This is a genomic window from Pseudomonas mosselii (assembly GCF_019823065.1).
Lineage (GTDB): Bacteria > Pseudomonadota > Gammaproteobacteria > Pseudomonadales > Pseudomonadaceae > Aquipseudomonas > Aquipseudomonas mosselii.
Genome location: NZ_CP081966.1, coordinates 2,966,494 through 2,983,357 on the forward strand (window position 1 = coordinate 2,966,494; position 16,864 = coordinate 2,983,357).

At 57.2% G+C, this 16,864-nt stretch carries 20 protein-coding genes; 17 read left to right on the forward strand and 3 right to left on the reverse strand.

Annotated features, from left to right (window positions below; translation table 11 throughout):
* Nucleotides 1-79: 79 nt before the first annotated feature.
* Genes K5H97_RS13750 through K5H97_RS13760 form a run of 3 tightly spaced genes read left to right on the forward strand, consistent with a single transcriptional unit; the run spans nucleotide 80 to nucleotide 3,028 of the window.
* Nucleotides 80-1,006 carry a universal stress protein gene (locus tag K5H97_RS13750; protein WP_028688834.1) on the forward strand — a complete coding sequence of 309 codons (927 nt, stop codon included), beginning with the start codon at nucleotides 80-82 and terminating at the stop codon, nucleotides 1,004-1,006.
* The gene (locus K5H97_RS13755) at nucleotides 997-2,364 is read left to right on the forward strand and encodes an MBL fold metallo-hydrolase RNA specificity domain-containing protein (RefSeq protein ID WP_028688835.1); all 1,368 of its coding nucleotides are present in this window, start codon (nucleotides 997-999) and stop codon (nucleotides 2,362-2,364) included. The genes K5H97_RS13750 and K5H97_RS13755 overlap by 10 nt, the downstream gene beginning before the upstream one ends.
* Before the next feature lie 19 nt (nucleotides 2,365-2,383).
* Nucleotides 2,384-3,028, forward strand: coding sequence for a hypothetical protein (locus K5H97_RS13760; RefSeq protein ID WP_248691131.1), 645 nt, complete (start codon nucleotides 2,384-2,386; stop codon nucleotides 3,026-3,028).
* Between the two features lie 42 nt (nucleotides 3,029-3,070).
* Here the strand turns inward: K5H97_RS13760 and K5H97_RS13765 are convergent, their stop codons facing one another.
* The 3 genes from K5H97_RS13765 to K5H97_RS13775 all read right to left on the reverse strand — a co-directional run bounded on the left by K5H97_RS13765 (nucleotide 3,071) and on the right by K5H97_RS13775 (nucleotide 4,684).
* Nucleotides 3,071-3,640, reverse strand: coding sequence for a GNAT family N-acetyltransferase (locus K5H97_RS13765; protein WP_028688837.1), 570 nt, complete (start codon nucleotides 3,638-3,640; stop codon nucleotides 3,071-3,073).
* 161 nt (nucleotides 3,641-3,801) lie between these two features.
* Complete coding sequence (locus K5H97_RS13770; RefSeq protein ID WP_028688838.1) at nucleotides 3,802-4,227, reverse strand: potassium channel family protein; 426 nt, start codon at nucleotides 4,225-4,227, stop codon at nucleotides 3,802-3,804.
* A gap of 238 nt (nucleotides 4,228-4,465) precedes the next feature.
* Nucleotides 4,466-4,684, reverse strand: coding sequence for a hypothetical protein (locus K5H97_RS13775; RefSeq protein WP_023630431.1), 219 nt, complete (start codon nucleotides 4,682-4,684; stop codon nucleotides 4,466-4,468).
* A gap of 298 nt (nucleotides 4,685-4,982) precedes the next feature.
* On the opposite strand from K5H97_RS13775, the gene K5H97_RS13780 reads away from it, so the two are divergent.
* The 14 genes from K5H97_RS13780 (at nucleotide 4,983) to K5H97_RS13845 (ending at nucleotide 16,864) form a co-directional block, all read left to right on the forward strand.
* On the forward strand, nucleotides 4,983-5,843 hold the full coding sequence (locus K5H97_RS13780) for an RNA ligase family protein (protein ID WP_028688839.1): 861 nt from the start codon (nucleotides 4,983-4,985) through the stop codon (nucleotides 5,841-5,843).
* Between the two features lie 14 nt (nucleotides 5,844-5,857).
* On the forward strand, nucleotides 5,858-7,003 hold the full coding sequence (locus tag K5H97_RS13785; RefSeq protein ID WP_028688840.1) for an AAA family ATPase: 1,146 nt from the start codon (nucleotides 5,858-5,860) through the stop codon (nucleotides 7,001-7,003).
* 305 nt (nucleotides 7,004-7,308) lie between these two features.
* Nucleotides 7,309-8,442, forward strand: coding sequence for an aminotransferase class V-fold PLP-dependent enzyme (locus K5H97_RS13790; protein ID WP_028688841.1), 1,134 nt, complete (start codon nucleotides 7,309-7,311; stop codon nucleotides 8,440-8,442).
* A 22-nt stretch (nucleotides 8,443-8,464) separates the two neighbouring features.
* Nucleotides 8,465-9,016 carry a YdeI/OmpD-associated family protein gene (locus K5H97_RS13795; RefSeq protein ID WP_028688842.1) on the forward strand — a complete coding sequence of 184 codons (552 nt, stop codon included), beginning with the start codon at nucleotides 8,465-8,467 and terminating at the stop codon, nucleotides 9,014-9,016.
* Between the two features lie 378 nt (nucleotides 9,017-9,394).
* Entirely contained in the window at nucleotides 9,395-9,631 is a 237-nt protein-coding gene (locus tag K5H97_RS13800; protein ID WP_028688843.1) for a hypothetical protein, read from the forward strand.
* A 76-nt stretch (nucleotides 9,632-9,707) separates the two neighbouring features.
* Nucleotides 9,708-10,004, forward strand: a complete 297-nt coding sequence (locus tag K5H97_RS13805) for a DUF3077 domain-containing protein (protein WP_051555609.1) — start codon at nucleotides 9,708-9,710, stop codon at nucleotides 10,002-10,004.
* 170 nt (nucleotides 10,005-10,174) lie between these two features.
* Entirely contained in the window at nucleotides 10,175-10,357 is a 183-nt protein-coding gene (locus K5H97_RS13810; RefSeq protein ID WP_081791514.1) for a hypothetical protein, read from the forward strand.
* A 28-nt stretch (nucleotides 10,358-10,385) separates the two neighbouring features.
* On the forward strand, nucleotides 10,386-10,679 hold the full coding sequence (locus K5H97_RS13815; protein WP_248691132.1) for a hypothetical protein: 294 nt from the start codon (nucleotides 10,386-10,388) through the stop codon (nucleotides 10,677-10,679).
* Between the two features lie 252 nt (nucleotides 10,680-10,931).
* Nucleotides 10,932-12,749 carry a Mu transposase C-terminal domain-containing protein gene (locus K5H97_RS13820; RefSeq protein ID WP_024075432.1) on the forward strand — a complete coding sequence of 606 codons (1,818 nt, stop codon included), beginning with the start codon at nucleotides 10,932-10,934 and terminating at the stop codon, nucleotides 12,747-12,749.
* Nucleotides 12,746-13,606, forward strand: coding sequence for a TniB family NTP-binding protein (locus K5H97_RS13825; RefSeq protein WP_024075431.1), 861 nt, complete (start codon nucleotides 12,746-12,748; stop codon nucleotides 13,604-13,606). The genes K5H97_RS13820 and K5H97_RS13825 overlap by 4 nt, the downstream gene beginning before the upstream one ends.
* Before the next feature lie 1,462 nt (nucleotides 13,607-15,068).
* Nucleotides 15,069-15,227, forward strand: coding sequence for a TonB-dependent receptor (locus K5H97_RS13830; protein WP_023628987.1), 159 nt, complete (start codon nucleotides 15,069-15,071; stop codon nucleotides 15,225-15,227).
* A 278-nt stretch (nucleotides 15,228-15,505) separates the two neighbouring features.
* On the forward strand, nucleotides 15,506-15,895 hold the full coding sequence (locus K5H97_RS13835) for a PepSY-associated TM helix domain-containing protein (protein WP_090515957.1): 390 nt from the start codon (nucleotides 15,506-15,508) through the stop codon (nucleotides 15,893-15,895).
* Complete coding sequence (locus K5H97_RS13840) at nucleotides 15,882-16,022, forward strand: PepSY domain-containing protein (protein ID WP_196448528.1); 141 nt, start codon at nucleotides 15,882-15,884, stop codon at nucleotides 16,020-16,022. Before K5H97_RS13835 ends, K5H97_RS13840 begins: the two co-directional genes overlap by 14 nt.
* A gap of 11 nt (nucleotides 16,023-16,033) precedes the next feature.
* Nucleotides 16,034-16,864, forward strand: a complete 831-nt coding sequence (locus K5H97_RS13845; RefSeq protein WP_196448527.1) for a PepSY-associated TM helix domain-containing protein — start codon at nucleotides 16,034-16,036, stop codon at nucleotides 16,862-16,864.

Sequence of the window (16,864 nt, forward strand, 5' to 3'; positions counted from 1 at the left end):
TTTCTGATCTGTATCAAGCAACACCGACCCTTCGCGCGGAACATTGAAGGCATCATGCCCACGAGCGCGGAGGTTCACCATGGGTCAGTATCGACATCTGCTGGTGCTGCTCACCGAAGTCGATCCACATTCCGCTGCTTTGCGCAGGGGGCTTGCGTTGGCCCAGCTCAGCGGTGCCAGCGTGCATGTGTTGGGCTTGTTCACGCCGAACCAGCAGCACCTGCTGCGCGAAGAGCGGCTGAATGTGGCCGATATCACGCGCCAATACGAGCACTACCGCGTGCAGTTGAAAGGCTTGATCGAGCGGTATCACGGCAGCGCAATAGCGCTGACGGTCGACAGCCTGAATGCAGAGGATGTCCGTAGCCAGGCGATCGATTACATCAGTGAGCTGCGGCCGGACATGGTCATCAAGGACAGCGAAGCTGTATCGGCCTGGGGGCGGCTGTTCGGTATCCCGTTGGATTGTGCGCTGATGCGTGGTTTCAAGGGTGTCAGTCAATTCGTGCCGGCGGCTGCCATCGCAGTGCCGCGGCGTATCCTGATCGCCGTGGATACGGCGTTCAGCGAGACGCCAGACATCCAGGCCCGCTTCAACCGTGGACTGATCCGTGCTGCCCAGGCTTTGGCATTGCAATGTGACGCGCAGTTGCATCTGCTTTCGGCTTACAGCCTGGCTGGGGTATTCGCCTCGGACATGAACGTCACCCAGGTTTGGATCGAAGAGATGCGCGATGCACTGCAGGCACCCTTCGAAGCGCTGGCCGACGCCGAAGGCGTTGCGCCGCAGCGCAGGCACTTCATTGAGGGCCGTCCTGTACAAGTGATCCGTGAGCAGGTCGCGGTACTGGACATCGATGCCCTGGTGATGGGCGTGGTACAGCCCAAAGGGCTGGATAAATTACTGGGCGACACCACCGAACGTCTGGTCAGCCGACCACCGTGCAGCGTGCTCGCGGTTCATCCTCAAGTCGCCGAAACCTGGGAGCCCTGGCCATGCAACTGACCTTTCTTGGCGGCACCGGGACGGTGACTGGCAGCAAGTTCCTGCTGACCCGTGGTAGCACGCGGATCTTGGTCGACTGCGGACTCTTCCAGGGTTTCAAGCAATTGCGCCTGCGCAACTGGGCGCCACCGGCGCCGGCACTGAGGGCGCTGGAGGCGGTGGTGCTGACCCACGCCCACCTCGACCATAGCGGCTATCTACCGGTACTGGTCCGGGAAGGCTATAGCGGGCCGATCTACGCCACGCCGGCGACGTGCGCCCTGGCGCAAATCCTCTTGCTCGACAGCGCCCGGTTGCAGGAAGAACAGGCTGAGCATGCCAACCGCCACGGTTACTCCAGGCACTCACCGGCACGACCGCTCTATACCGAGCTGGATGCCAAACGGGCCCTGGCACTGTTTCGCCCCGTGGAACTGCACCACCCGACGCCGATCGCCGAGGGCATGGAATTGCTGTTGCGTACCGCCGGACACATTCTGGGAGCGGCCACGGTCCAGATCAGCGCCGAAGGCCAGACCTTGCTGTTTTCGGGGGACCTGGGACGCCCCCAGGACCCGATCATGCGCGCGCCCGAGCTGGTCAGAACGGCGGACGTGCTGTTGATCGAGTCTACCTATGGGGATCGCAAGCACCCTGCGGAATCGACCGAGCAGTACCTGGCCAAGGTCATCAATGAAACGCTCCTGCGCCATGGCATCATCCTTGTGCCCTCGTTCGCCGTCGGCCGTGCCCAGTTGCTCATGCATTACCTTTACACGCTCAAGCGCGATCGGTTGATTCCTGATATCCCGGTGTACCTGAACAGCCCGATGGCCACCGATGCCACTGTCCTGTACCAACGGTACTGCAGCGAACATCGGCTGACAGCGGCTGAGTGCGCCGCCCTGTGCAAGAGCACGCACATCGTCCGCACGGTCGATGAGTCCAGGCACCTTGACCAGCTGCGCGAGCCTGCGGTGATCATCGCCGCCAGTGGCATGGCGACCGGTGGGCGGGTACTGCACCACCTCAAGGCGCTGGCCCCCAACCCACGCAACAGTATCCTGTTCTCGGGTTTTCAGGCCGGGGGCACGCGGGGCGCCGATATCGTCGCCGGTGCCCACAGCGTGCGTCTGCACGGCGAGGATGTGCCGATTCGTGCACGGGTGCATGCGATGGAGAACCTGTCTGCGCACGCCGATGCCGATGAGATCATGGAATGGCTGCGAGGGTTCACCCGGCCGCCACGTCAGACCTATGTCATCCATGGCGAGCCCCACGCTGCCGACACGTTGCGGCGGCGGATAAGCCTCGAACTGGGCTGGCAGGTGTGCGTGCCTGAGTATCAGGAAACCGTTGCCATCGACCCTGTGCGCTAGCCTGGCGCGGGAGGTGCTCATGACTATTCAAGCAAGGGCAAGGCTCAGGGCATGGATGCAACGTCCCAAGGGGAGCCTGGGCTGGATCCTGGCAATCGTTGTATTGCTGCTGGCCACGTCGGTCTACCGCGGACTGAGCCCGACCTGGCGCCTTATCATGCATGATCCGGCAGTACTGCTGGCCATACTGGCCCTTAGCGTGGCGCTAGGCTGGGCAGTGCAGCGGGGTGTGAGGCGCACGGTCGGCAAGGCTATCTTCAACGGCCAGGAGACAGGCTGGCAGGACCGCTTGGCGTTCCTGCGCTCAGTGGCCCGGGAATCGAACCTCCTGCTGGTGATGCTGGTGTGCCTGGCCTTGCTGGGCACGGGCACCTTAGGATTGGCGGGGCGTTCGGTGGCGCAGATCGCAGCGAACTGCGAGGCCAATCTGCAGGCCCAAGTCGACACACCCGAACATGAAAAGCTCAACGCGCTGGTCGGCAGACCCGTTTGCACGTGCCTGGCGCAAAGGTTCATGACACGCAATGGGATATTGCGCATGGCCTTGTTCGAAACGCCCCTTCAGGGCGTGACCGGTTTGAAAGCGCTCACGCCCGATGATGAGCAGCGCTGTCTCGAGCAGTTCGACCTGCTGCCCGAGGAGGCTCATGCACGCACGCCCTGAATCAGGCCGGCGCCACGACGGGTCATGGCGCGCGACTTCAGGTCAGCTCAGTGCAAGCCGGTGGATGACCTGGCTAGGATCATCGGGGTCGGTAGTCGTGGTGAATCCTGCGGCCTTGGCCAGCTCACGCATCGCCTGGTTGGCGGCTGAGTCGATCGAATACATTTGCCGGAAACCTTTGTTCCGTGCCTGATCAGTCAGGTGCTTGAGCAGCAAGCGGCCAAGACCGTGGTGTTGCCAGCTGTCGAGTACGGTGACCGCGCACTCGCAGTCATCTTGATCAGCACAGGCGGCGTAACGGGAAATGCCAACTTCCTGCAGTTCGCCGTCCACATGCGCCAGCGCGACGAAGGCGGCCTGGCGGTCCTGATCGACCGCCATCAACTGGTCGAGCATTGCCTCACCAGGCTCCTTGATCTGGCACAGAAAACGGTAGTGCCGTGATTCTGGTGACAGGCGTTCGATGAAGGCCCTTTCACGCTGCCGGTCCTTGGCTTGCAAGGGCCTGACAAGCACATGGGTACCATTGTCGAGTGCTTCGATCCAGTGCTCGCCAACGGGCGTAGGAAACGCCGAGGCAGCAGGTTGATGGGGAGGTTTGACGGGAGTCATGGCGATGCCCTCATGCGTCTGGAATGAACAGTGGGAAGACAGTTTCGGTGCGCAGCCTCGCTCCGACTTGATCGTTGTCAACTGCGCGGCTGGCGGCCACTTTCAGCAGGAAGACGTAGCGAGTGCAGGGGCGTGGCTGGTTAGCCGAATGGCCCCAGCGGCTATTTGGCTTTCCAGTACTTCTGCATTTCCAGAAACAGGAATGAAGCGGTCCAGGTAATCAGCACCAGGCCGGTCAATCCCTGCAGGCCCGTGAGGTACTTGAGGTGCCCGCTGGGGGCAACATCACCGAAGCCGATGGTGGTGTAGGTGGTAAAGGAGAAGTACACGCAGTCCAGAAGACTTCCGTCGAAATTGCCGTTGAGCGTGCCCCAGCCTTTGGCATGGACCATCAGGTAGTAGGCCAGGGCAAAGCACCAGACCTCCAGGGCATGGGCCAACAGAGCGCCGAATACGCCCGCCACGATACGAAACCGGCTCCAGAGCTTGAGGCGCGGTAGCCAGTCATTCAGACGCAGCAGGCATTCGTAGTGGATGATCACCACCAGGATCACGACCAGCATGTTGATCAGCGTGACGGTGAGCATCGCAGGAACTCTAGGACGGGCGGTTCGTCTCGTGCATGTCGACATGCTTAGCCAGCAGGACCGTTGGCCTCGCACTCACGACTCAGGGTGACGCTATCGCGCCGGGTGGCCTTGATATTTATCAATAATGGACCAGTGCCGGACTGAATGGGTCAACGCTGCCATGGCTTCGCGGCGCCACGGCGCAGGAGCAAGGGTAGGGCGGTCGCGAGACCCGATGCCGCGCCGCCCGGACGCGTCAGTCTTTGCTGGCGTTGAGCTTGCGCAGCTCTTCGTAGGTGGCGGACTGGACGAACCAGAAGCCGGAAACGATGCACCAGCCGAGGCTGCCGACCACGAACACACCCAAGGCAGGCAGGAACCCGCCGGTGAACAGGGTGATGAGCGCGAAGAGCCAGATAACGGCCAGGGAAACGTAGAGGACGATGTTGTTGACGCTGATGACGAAGTCTTTCACGAAGCCTATTCCTTGCGGGATTTCAAAAGATTGCCCCTCCAGGGGCGCGCGGATGCTATCACATTGCTTTCATTGAGGGCTTGACTTGCTGACGGCACATGCTGTTGAATGCGCGCCCTCGAATCCCCGCAACCTTTTCCCAAAGTGGTGAAGCCAGTGCCCTGCGCCATCAAACACGCCTGATACCGACGACGGTCCATCGTGCCTGATGGCTGCCCGCGCCTGCGCGCGGCGGCGCTTCATCCTCGTACCTACCTGATCCTGTCGTCGGTTTTTCCCTATTTCCAAGGAGAAACCCATGAACATGGATTTTCGTGCCGACGCACATTCCCTCGAACTGCTCAAATACCCCCGCACACCCCATCTGCAAGGCTCGCGCCTGCAGGACGGCGACAGCGATGCCGGCCAGGTGGCTTATGGCACGTTGACCGGCCAATGGCTGGTGGTGGAAGAGAAACTTGACGGCGCCAACGCCGGCATCAGCTTTAGCAACGGTGGCGAACTCCGCCTGCAGTCGCGTGGCCACTACCTCACCGGCGGTGGCCGCGAGCGCCAGTTCAACCTGTTCAAGCAATGGGCCGTCGCCCACGAGCACTGGTTGCTGGAGCGTCTTGAAGACCGCTTCGTGCTGTATGGCGAGTGGCTGCACAAGAAGCACTCGGTGTTCTACGACCACCTGCCGCATTTTTTCTGCGAGTTCGACGTATGGGACCGCGCCACGGGGCTGTTCCTGTCCACTGCGGCGCGTCGACTCCTGCTCGCCGACGGCCCGGTGCTGTCGGTGCCGGTGCTGTACGAAGGCCCGGCACCACGCCGTTACGCCGAGCTGATGGCATTGCTCGGCGACTCGCTGGCCAAGACCGCGCAATGGCGCGAAGTGTTCGAGCAGGTGGTGCGCCGCGAAGGCCTCGACCTGGCCCGTGCCTGGCGCCAGTGCGATCGCTCGAGCCGCATGGAGGGCCTGTACCTGAAGCTCGAAGACGAGCGCCAGACCCTGGGCCGGCTCAAGTGGGTGCGCCAGGACTTCGTCCAGGCCATCCTCGACGCCGACCAGCACCATGCCAACCAACCGTACATACCCAATCAACTGGCCGCCGGCGTCGATCTCTACGCACCGCGCCTGTCCCAGGACTGGCACGGCGCACGCCGCGGCGATTGAAGGAGCTTCCTGAAATGGATATTCGACAACTGCAACAACTGGTGCCCGACCCCGGGCACGACATGGACAGCGCCGCTTGCCTGGCGGCCATCCCGGCCCTGGCACGCCTGGCCGACACCCCGCAGGATCCGACCTATCACGCCGAGGGCGATGTATGGGTCCACACCCGCCTGGTGGTCGAGGCGTTGCTGGCGCAGCGCGCCTACCGCGACGCCAGCGTCGAGCAGCGCTTTGTGCTGTTCTTCGCCGCCTTGCTGCATGACATCGCCAAGCCCGACACCACGGTGATCGACCCGCAGACCGGGCGCATCGGCCAACCCGGCCACTCGCGCCGGGGCGCGGTGGATGCGCGTCTGCTGCTGTGGCGCGCCGGCGTGCCGTTCGCGCTGCGCGAACAGATCTGCCGGATCATCACCGTGCATCAACTGCCGTTTTTTGCCCTGCAGGGCGACCGCAGCGGACGCAGCGCGGAGTTCCTGCTGCACAAGCTGTCCTGGGAGCTGCCGGTGTGGATGCTCTGCGCGGTGGCCGAGGCCGACATGCAGGGCCGCCACTATGCCGGCAAGGCCGATGTGCTGACCGCCATCGAACTGTGGCGCGAGCTGGCGGCGGAGGAGGGATGCCTGTACGGCCCACGGGCGTTTGCCGACGACTACACGCGCATTCAATACCTGCGTGGCGCCCGTGTGCATCCGGACTATGCGTTGCATGAACCCCAGGGTTCCCAGGTGGTGATGCTCTCGGGTCTTCCGGCCAGCGGCAAGGACACCTGGACCGCCCGACACCACCCGGACCTGCCGGTGGTGTCGTTCGACGACGCGCGCCAGGCACTGGGCCTGCGCCACGGCCAGAACGAAGGCGCCGCCGCGCACTACGCCATCGACCGGGCCAAGGCGCTGTTGCGCGAGCGCAGGCCCTTTGTGTGGAACTCGACGCACCTGTCGGCGCAGATGCGCAGCCGTACCCTGGACTTGCTGTATGGCTACGGGGCGCAGGTGGAGATCGTCTATCTGGAGCGGCCGGAGGACGAGATCATGCGGCGTAACCAGCGACGGGACACATCGCTGCGCAATGACGATATACGGCGGATGCTGTTCAAGTGGGAGGTGCCGCTGCCGACGGAGGCGCATCGGGTGAAGTATGAGGTGGTGACGGGGTGAGCGGCACTCGATCGATCAGTAGCTGGCCACTGGGTTGATATTGGCGGCGCCGATTTCGTCGCTGGGACCGCAGGGTGGGTGGGACAAGGAGTTTTGCTTGCAAGGCAAGGAAGTGGGCATCTCTGATGTTCAGTACGGGACTCGGCTGCAGGGGAAGCTGTTGAGACTTCAACCAGTATGCGTTTCCCTGATTTGAGTCAGGCAGGGGCCGGGCTGACGATGCGGTATGCCTGATGCATCTTGTCATTTGCAATGGCTTAGGGCAGGGTCGATGCCATGGACCTATCTGCCAAAGGAACCGCACCATGTCGAAGATCTATCCCGGTATCGATCCCGAAGGGCTGGTCGAGTATTCGGTGGTCTACACGGACCGCTCGCTCAACCACATGTCCCAGTCGTTTCAAGGTGTGATGAAGAACATTTCAACCACCTTGAAACAGGTCTACAACGCCCAGGCGGTTGCGGTGGTTCCGGGCAGTGGCACATTCGGCATGGAAGCGGTGGCACGGCAGTTTGCCACCGGCCAGCAATGCCTGGTGATACGCAACGGCTGGTTCAGTTATCGCTGGAGCCAGATCCTTGAAATGGGCAACATCCCGGCGGCCACAACGGTGCTGAAAGCCCGGCCGGTTGAGATGGGGCGACAGGCTGCCTACGCCCCGGCCCCACTGGACGAAGTGTTGGCGGCCATCGAGTCGCAGAAACCGCAGATTGTCTTCGCCCCCCACGTTGAAACGTCATCAGGGATCATCCTGCCCGATGAGTACCTGCGGGCCGTGGGCGATGCCGTGCATGCGGTGGGTGGCCTGTTCGTCCTGGACTGCATCGCCTCAGGCGCGATCTGGGTTGATATGCACAAATGCGCGGTCGACCTGTTGATCAGCGCACCGCAGAAAGGCTGGAGCGCCTCACCTTGCTGCGCCCTGGTGATGTTCAGCGCCTTGGCCCTGGAGCGCATCGAATCGACGCAAAGCACCAGCTTCGCTTGCGACTTGAAGAAGTGGCTTCAGATCATGCAGGCCTATGAGCAGGGCGGCCACGCCTACCATGCGACCATGCCCAGCGATGCCCTGGCGCGGTTCAACGAAGTGATGAAAGAGACGCAAGCCTACGGTTTCGACAAGGTCTGCGACGAACAACAGGCCCTGGGTGATCGGGTGCGCGCAATGATGACCCGCAAAGGGATCAAGAGCGTGGCCGCAGTGGGCTTTCAGGCCCCTGGCGTGGTGGTGAGCTACACCGATGATGCCGATATCAAGACTGGTAAGAAGTTTGTCAGCCACGGCCTGCAGATTGCTGCCGGCGTGCCGTTGCAATGCGACGAGCCTGCCGACTTCCAGACCTTCCGCATCGGCCTGTTCGGGCTGGAAAAGCTGCACAATATCGAGCGTACGGTCAGCACCCTTGAGCAGGCGCTGGACGAGGTGATGGTTAACTAGGCGCTCGGTGGGAGAACTTGCAATGACAACAGACGATGCGAGGTCCCGATTCGAAGCCAAGCTTCTTCGTCCGCTAATGCCCGGTGATGACAGGTCGTGGGCGTTTGCAGTTCTTCCAAGGGATGCGAGTGAACGGCTTCCGCGGCGGGGAAGGACGTCCGTTGACGGCACGATCAATGGGCATCCTTTCCGGGCAACCCTGGAACCCGATGGTCAGCTGAGCCATTGGCTGAAGGTCAGTAGCGATTTGCTCGATGCGGCAGATGTGGTCGTTGGCGATATCGTTACCCTCGAACTAGTCCCGGTGAAGAAGGAGCCTGAGCCTGATATCCCAGCAGATTTAGAGGAAGCCCTGGCAAGCACACCTGAGGCTCAAAAGGTTTGGAGCAGTACGACGACCCTCGCGCGGGTGGACTGGATCCACTGGATTACTTCAGCGAAGCAACTCAAGACGCGTGAAAAGCGAATAGGTGATGCCTGCGAGATGCTTGCGACCGGCAAGAAGGCGGTTTGCTGCTTCGACTCGTCCGGCTACTACAGCAAAGCATTTCGGGCGCCCGAGGCAGAAGATTGACCGTGGTGTAGCTCGGGAACATCCAGGGACGCAACCAGCCCTATGTTGACGACAAGAGAACACTTTTTATGTGCTCTGAATCGGATTTTCCCTCTTCTCTGTAGTCCGTTTCCGAAACATACTCCCACTGCCTTCCAGCCATTGCAGCAGCCCCATCAGCCATCTAGTCTCGCCAAGTCGCCGCAAAAATCGACGACACGGTTTTGACAGACCGTCCCCTGATATACGGATCATGCGCAACGCTCTATGGCGGCTGTGCGTGGGGCACTTCGGTGCGCCGAGTTCCGATATCCTCGGTCTGTCAACCCACGTACCGCTGCCACCCATTTGTTTGACAGCAGAGATGTGGTAGCTCCAGTCAGATATCGGAGCTTTATCATGTTAAAGATCGTCCCCGATCCACCGCTACACGACAAATACACCACCCACACCCTCGAAGACCTCCTGGTCCAGATCTCCGAGTACCTCGTCTGCGCCCTAACCGTCAGCCAGCAGACCGTCCTGCTCCACGCCAAACCGCCAGGCCAGGTCCTGACCCTCGCCGCCATGCACGAAATCGACAGCGCCCGCACCCTGGTGGAGGTGGCGCTGAGTCGCGTGCAATCCCGGCATTGATCTGGCGAGCCTGGGCTTGCATCTGATGTTCACCGATCAGGCCCCGCGCCGTTCGCGGGGCCGCAGGAGGAATGGTATGGATAAGGAATTGCAAACCCCGCGCATCAGCAAGCTGGCAACCACTGGCGTCGGGCATTTCGGCGAGGCTGGAGAGGAGGGCGGTCAAGACCCGCTGTTCCGTGTTGTGGCGGGCCATTCGATGGACCATGCAGTTGAGCAGGCAACCGTGCTGATGTGTGCAGTGCACAAGATCAGCGATCTGGCGATGGCGGAGACGGATCATCTGCCGACGTTGCTGACTGCCGTGCATTACCTCAGTGGCATGGCCAAGGCGTTGGCCCAGGATGTGAACCATGGGTTGATGGTTGGTTAGACCCCGGGGCCGCTTTGCGGCCCATCGCCGGCAAGCCGGCTCCCACACCGACCGTGCCGCATTCAGAATGCGTTATCAGTGGTGCATAGGACGAATGTGCTAGATAGCCCTTTGCCTTATGTTCAGGGCGAGAAACTGTCGCCCTGAACATAAGGCAAAGGACTGGCCCCATGACCGCTTTCAAGAAGCAGCTCCTGCCTGTCGCCTTACTGTGCAATGTCCTCGCTGCGCAGGCGAGCGATGTGCAGATGGGCGACTTCTGGGTAGTCCACTACCAAGGTGGCCTGGGCAAGAACCAGGTTGTTCGTATTGGGCCTGTTGGCCATATTGCTAAGTGGCTGCGCATCGCTTGAAGCCAGCAGTGCCTGGAAAGATCGTCCGGTGGGCGAGCTGATCGATTTCTTCGGGGTGCCTAGGCAGATCATGGTGGTGCCGGAAGAAGATCTGGTGGTGCTCAGGTACGTGCGCGACAGCAGCTATGTCACGCGTGAAGCTGCGGGCACTTACACGGGGCCGCAGAACGGGCAGATCGTGCACACGGAATACTGGGAAGACGTGGAGCACTCAGGCAGCTGTCAGATCGATGTGCTCATCAACAGAGCGCGACTGGTGCAGAAGGTACGAACGAAGGGACGCTGTGCAGTTGTCGAGATGGCGCCGGCAGCTCGAGCGTGATCTAGCAGACGCAAACCACAGGTGATGTGATGCCCGATCAAAAAAAAGAATATCATTTATCTCTAATAATCAATCACATACCTTGATTAACTTTTAAAAAATAGACTGACGCGGCAGAAAAGCTAGCAATAGTCTATTTTTTGAACGTGACGTCGTATCGTGTTCGGCAGCCAATTTCGATCGTTGATAGAGACTGATGTAAGTCGCCGCTCGGCAGACTTCGCCTAGATTAGCGTTGTGGAGAGTACATCCATGGCAAATCAGCTAACCCCTGGGGAACTCATTGTCGCCAAGGGAAAAGTTGCGAAAGTCAAACAGGTATTTAGTGACAAAACGATAAGGGTAACAATTGTCGACTCTGGTGAAGTAATACTGGTGTCGGCGCGCGACATTCAGCGAATCCCTAGTGTTACGGCAATTAATGGTAGTGATCATGGGGAGGGTTTGAATGTCAATGATTACACCGTTGATCAACTTTCATTGGCAGCTGAGCGTTTTGAAATTATCAGAAAGTGGAAGGTTGAGGGAGGGGTAGTCACTAAGTACTGTTCTTTACTGGGTGTATCAAAGAGTTACTTCTATCGTTTGGCTAAAATTTTTGACGCTGACGTAGGCCCACTATCTTTAATTGCGCAGACACGGGGTGTCAAGAAAGGCGTTACGAGACTGGATGAGTCGGTTGAGGTCATAATTTTCAAGGCTGCTAAAAAATTCAAGTCGAAAGGAGCCAGCTACAGCAAAGTGTGGAGCGAGGTGGATGTTGCATGTAAGGAGCAAGGTTTTTCATGCCCTTCCAAAGATACGGTATTGAGGCGTGTACGCTTAATCCTCTCAGAAAAAACAAGAATGAGAATTAAAGAAGGTCCTGATGCCGCGACGCAAGAATTTTCAGCTCGCCCGGGTAAAAAAAATCTTGAAAGGCCGCTGCAATGGGTACAGATGGATCACACCCTCGTCGATATAATTCTGTTGGCTGATGATCGCATAAATATTATTGGACGCCCGTGGCTGACAATTGTAATTGATGTCTATACCAGGGTTATTCTTGGTTACTATCTTAGCCTTTACGTCCCGTCTACTGTTTCAGTGGCTTGCGCTCTTAGTCATTCTGTCCTTCCTAAAGTAAACTTTTCGGCAAGTGTTGGCTTGGATCCAGAAGACTACCCCTACTATGGAAAGCCTGAAGTCCTTCATATGGACAATGCCGCAGAGTTCACCAGCCCAAAATTTAAAGTAGGGTGTGAATCTTTTGGGATTTCCCCCGAATACCGACCTGTAGGAAGAAAACATTTTGGCGGTCATGTTGAACGGCTGATAGGCACGTTCATGACTACTAAGGTGCATTTCTTGCCGGGGACTACAATGTCAAATTCTGTTGCGCGCAGAGGACTTAACAGCGAAAGAAATGCAACCATGACCTTCTCTGATTTTTTTCGCTGGTTCTCTCGCGAAGTAGTTGTCTATCACTCAACAGTTCATAGCGCATTAAAGTGTAGCCCGCGACAAGCGTGGACAAACTATTTCGCGCCCAACGGAGGGCTTCCTTACCCCCCGGCAGGCTTGAATTCCGAGCAATTAAAGATTTGGTTCATGCCTCAAGAAGACCGAAAAATTAATCCTGGTGGCATTAATTTGCATGGCCAAGTTTATTGGGATCCTATATTGGGGTCTCATGTGGGGACTAGAAATGTCATAGTCAAATATGACCCGTACGATATGAATGTTGTATGGGTGAAATTGGATGGCCAATTTTGCCCAATACACCTGTCTGACGTAACCGTTGAGGCTCCTACCTATGAGGAATATCGTGCCGGCAAGCTCTATCGTCACCCAGTCCGCATCGGAGCCATAGATAGTGATGGCGGGTTAAAAGCCTACAGAGGGAAGCAAAAAATTGAAGAGGAAAGTAAAAAGTTAACGCAGAAGGAAAGACGCCGAGAGGCCGCTGAAAAAGTCTATACTGAGGCAAATCCAAATCCTAGAAGTAGTAGCTTTAACGCTGACAGGGAACATATCAAGCCAAATTATTCAGCCTCTCCAAAAAAATTTCGACCTGGGGATGAGTCATGAGTGATGAGCACGTCCGGTCGGACATCAGAAAATATTTGTCTTCTAATATTGATACGCGAATAGCCTTAATTCATCAAGAAATATGGGTGAACAATAACTCTAGTGCAGCTGTTTTTCGCATGATGAATAATATCGCGGATGTACCAGATCGTATGAGTGCGCCTGCTTTGCTTGTGGTTGGCCCAGGTGGCTCTGGAAAGACGGCTATAATATCTAAGATTCCAAACCATGTAAAAAGGAGTGCAGGGTTGATTTTTGTCTCCTTGGCTGCATCCCCAGAAATAGATACCAAAAAAAGCCTTAAAGATGAGATAGCTTTAGCGCTCGGAATACCAGTTGGCTCTGGCTCAAGTCGCCGAAGTAGCTCTGACCTGCCAAGCGAGATTAGAGAGGTTATTAGGCTGAGGCAAATTTGGGGGCTGGTGATCGACGAGTTTCATGATGCACTGCTACGCTCGAAGCAAGAGCAGCGTTTTAACATGTCTATTCTTAAAAAGCTGCTCGGCCCTGAATATGGATTGAAACTATTTTGCTTTGGCACTGCTAGTGCGCGCAACGCACTTAAATCCAATTATGAATTTAAGAGACGTTTTCACGAAGTTGCTCTTGATGACTGGATAGAGAGTGAGGAGTTCAGGTCATTCCTCTTGGAGGTAGAGGAGTCCCTACCGCTAAAACAGCCATCACATTTGTACTCTGAGGAGATGGTAGGCACTATTTTATCTATGTCGAATGGGCGCATGGACAAAACACTCGAATTGATAAGGGCGGCTGCCTGTTATGCCATAAAAATGGGGGGGGAGAAGGTGGATGTTGATATGCTGCGGCGAGCAAACAAGAATCCTTGGGGCTATTAGTAGTGAGTTTCTCTGGCTTGCCAACACCAAGTTCTGAAGAAACACTTTCATCTTGGTTGTTTCGATGCAGCATTAATCCAAACGCCGCTGGCTTCCCTCGATTATCATCAACAGAACGCCCAGCGTATTGGTGGGAGGGTGTGGAGATCAAATATTCGGACCCAGACTCAGAATTCTTATCCGCCAGCCAGCGATTAAGTTGTGTAGCCGGGGACATTACCCCTGAACTATTACGAAATTTTTTTTGCCTTCGAGGCGATAAATTAGTCGAATGGAGGTATCGCCGTTTTTTTTGCCCTGATTGCTTACGCGATGATGTGGCGAATGGTCGTTTGCCTATATGGCGGAAGGACTGGTGTTACATTTATTCTTGTGTCTGCGCTGCCCATGATCGAGAGTTGGTGAGACTAGTTGATACACCGCGTTACTCAAGGGCATGGGATGCGTTTGTCCAAAGCTGCAATTCGATATCAAACAATGCCTCCATAGAGGAAACTCTATTCTTTCGTTTTTGCTCAAGTACCTTCACAAAGATTGAGCATGCTCTGATCAGTAGAGACAATCAACAACCTACATTGCACGATTTATTTTATAGGCTATTCAATATTTTCCTTCAATGTCCCTTTCGTGGTAGTAGAGGCGGAATCGCTAGAATCCACTTGCAAACGAGGAAAGATGCACGAGCACCCGACGCAAGCTCTTTTGAGCAGAGTATATTATTGGGGGCGTCCACGGCCGATCCATCAAGTAGATTTGGTAGTTTGGTCTTAACCGCATCACTACTGGAGATTATCCCCTACTCAAGGTTTTTGATATTTACTAAACTGTGTGAGAAAAGAAGGGGCGGGATGCTGATCCCAAGAGACCTGCATAAGGCAGCGATTTTTCCATATATCAACAGGGCAGGCTATGAAACCTTGTACCGTTTTTTAGGGGGTTTCCCTAGGAAAGATTTTCCGTTGCTAGATCGCCATCTTCAACTTCAAGAACATTCGTATGTTCAAGATGGTGTCCTTGGCAAGCGTCTATTCGGATACTCACAATGAGCTATTAAATGCGCATGCCTATCGTTGCCGGCTGGCTGCAAGGAGAAAAACTCCACATGCTAGATGCACGCAGGGCTTTTAACATTTAATTTCCTGCTAGTTAATGTAAGGATTATGCCGAGATTAAGGAAAATCAGGACATAAGACCTGTATATTATTGATATAAAGCAGTTTATATATTTGCGCCTTGCCCCTCCTGCGTCATACCTGCGAGCGTCTATGCTGATCTTTTTGCATGCTTGGGTGCTAAGCGATGGCTGCTTTGGAGAGAACGGCATACCCACGACTCCGCAGCTATTCGTTTCCTCAGAAGAGCTTGGCTGGATTTCCAGAACAGCGCAATCCTGCTCTTTCGCTTGGGCTGACGGTTCAGTTCAAGGTATTTCAATGACACCGGCGAGAGCGAGGCGACGACCTTGTTTGATGCAGCCTTCAATTACCAGATTGCCAAGGACACGGATCTGGCGGTCAATGTCAGTAATCTTTTGGATGAGCAGCATGTCGTGGGCTCCGGAACTGCGGATTACTACAATCCGGGCCGAGAACTCACCGCCAAGCTGAGCTACAGCTGGTGAGCCTGTCAGTAATGGCTCCTGTTGTGGTGGTATCTCGTGTTCTGGCCGCGATCTTCGGCTGCTATGCATTCGTCTAGGGCGTGGCGGCGCTGAATGGGGTTGGGGTCGATTACCATGCCGCCGAGCAGGCGATGATGATGCTGGCCTTCGTCCTGTATCTCGCGCTGTTTCCGCAGCCAGTCTGTGGCGGGTCTCGATGGTACTGGCGCTCGGCAGCGTCTTGATGCTGGCTGTTGCCTGGCAGCTGCAGCGCATGATCATCGGATAGGAGCAGAGCCATGCTGAACAACTTTCGCCAATCCATGGCCTGGGTACACACCTGGTTCGGTTTGGTGCTGGGCTTCGTGCTGATGGTCGTCTTCTTTTTCGGTGCACTGTCGGTGTTCGACCGCGAGATCGATCGTTGGGCGATCCCCGATACGCGCTTCGAGCCGCAGCCTATGCCGTCCTACAACAACCTGCTGAAACAGGTATTTGCCGATCTCAAACCGCATCCGGTGGATATGGCGGCAACCAAAGGGCGGGTAATCGGCGACCTGCCGGCGCCGGAAACCATGCCCATGGTCTCGCTCTATGCCTACACCACCCACCGAGATCCCGTGCTGAGCATTGGTGGCGAGTTTGGTATCCCCAACCAGCCAAAGGACCCAGCGGATGATCAATCGTAAGATCTTCAAGGAGTTTTTCACCTTCCGTCCGCGCAAGCGGACCCAGCGCAGCGCGCTGGACCTGCATAACATGACTGGCGTGGTGGCGTTGCCGTTCCACTTCTTTTTTGCCTTCACCGGTTGGTGATCTTCGCGTCGATGTACTACTTCCCGGTCTCCGGGACCTTGCTCAAACCGCTGCATAATCGGCATGAGGTGATCGAGGCGGCGCATACCGGCTTGCCCCATGATGAGGCCGGTGTGCCCGCGAAGATGGCCTCCGCCAATGCCATGGTGGCCGAGGCCAAGCGCATCTGGGCTACGCGCGATATGCCGGGAGAGGTCGGGCTGCTGACTATCGAGCATCTAAATGACGCCAACGGCTACGTCAGCATCTACCGCGCCGGCAGTGATCGTGTGGCGCTGGTCGGGGAGGGCATTCACTTCAAGGCCAGTACCGGCGAGCTACTGCGCAACGACCCGCCGAGTGACCCGGTTGGTTCCGTCAATCAATTTCTCACCGGCTTGCACCTGCAGCACTTCGAACACTGGGCGCTGCGCTGGCTGTACGTGGCGGGCGGTCTGCTCGGCTGTGTGTGCATCGCCAGCGGTTTTGTGTTCTTCGTCGAGATACGCAAGCAGGAGCACGCCCGACTCGGGCTGCAGGGCTGTCGGTTGGTTGACGCCATGGCAGTCACCACGGTTACCGGCATGCTGCTGGCAGCGGTCGCCATGCTGGCGGCCAACCGGCTGCTGCCTGAGCCCATGCCTGGCCGTGGCGAATGGGAAAAGTGGGTGTTCTGGGGTGCCTGGCTGCTGAGTTTGCTGCATGCGCTGTTGCGTAGTGCACCAGTGGCCCAGGCGCGGCACAATCCGGCCTGGCGCTGCTCTGCGTCGCTGCGGTGCTGCTCAACTGGATCACCACGGGGGACCACCTGGTCAAAAGGATGCTGCTTGAACCCTACTGGGCCGTGGCCGGCGTCGATCTGA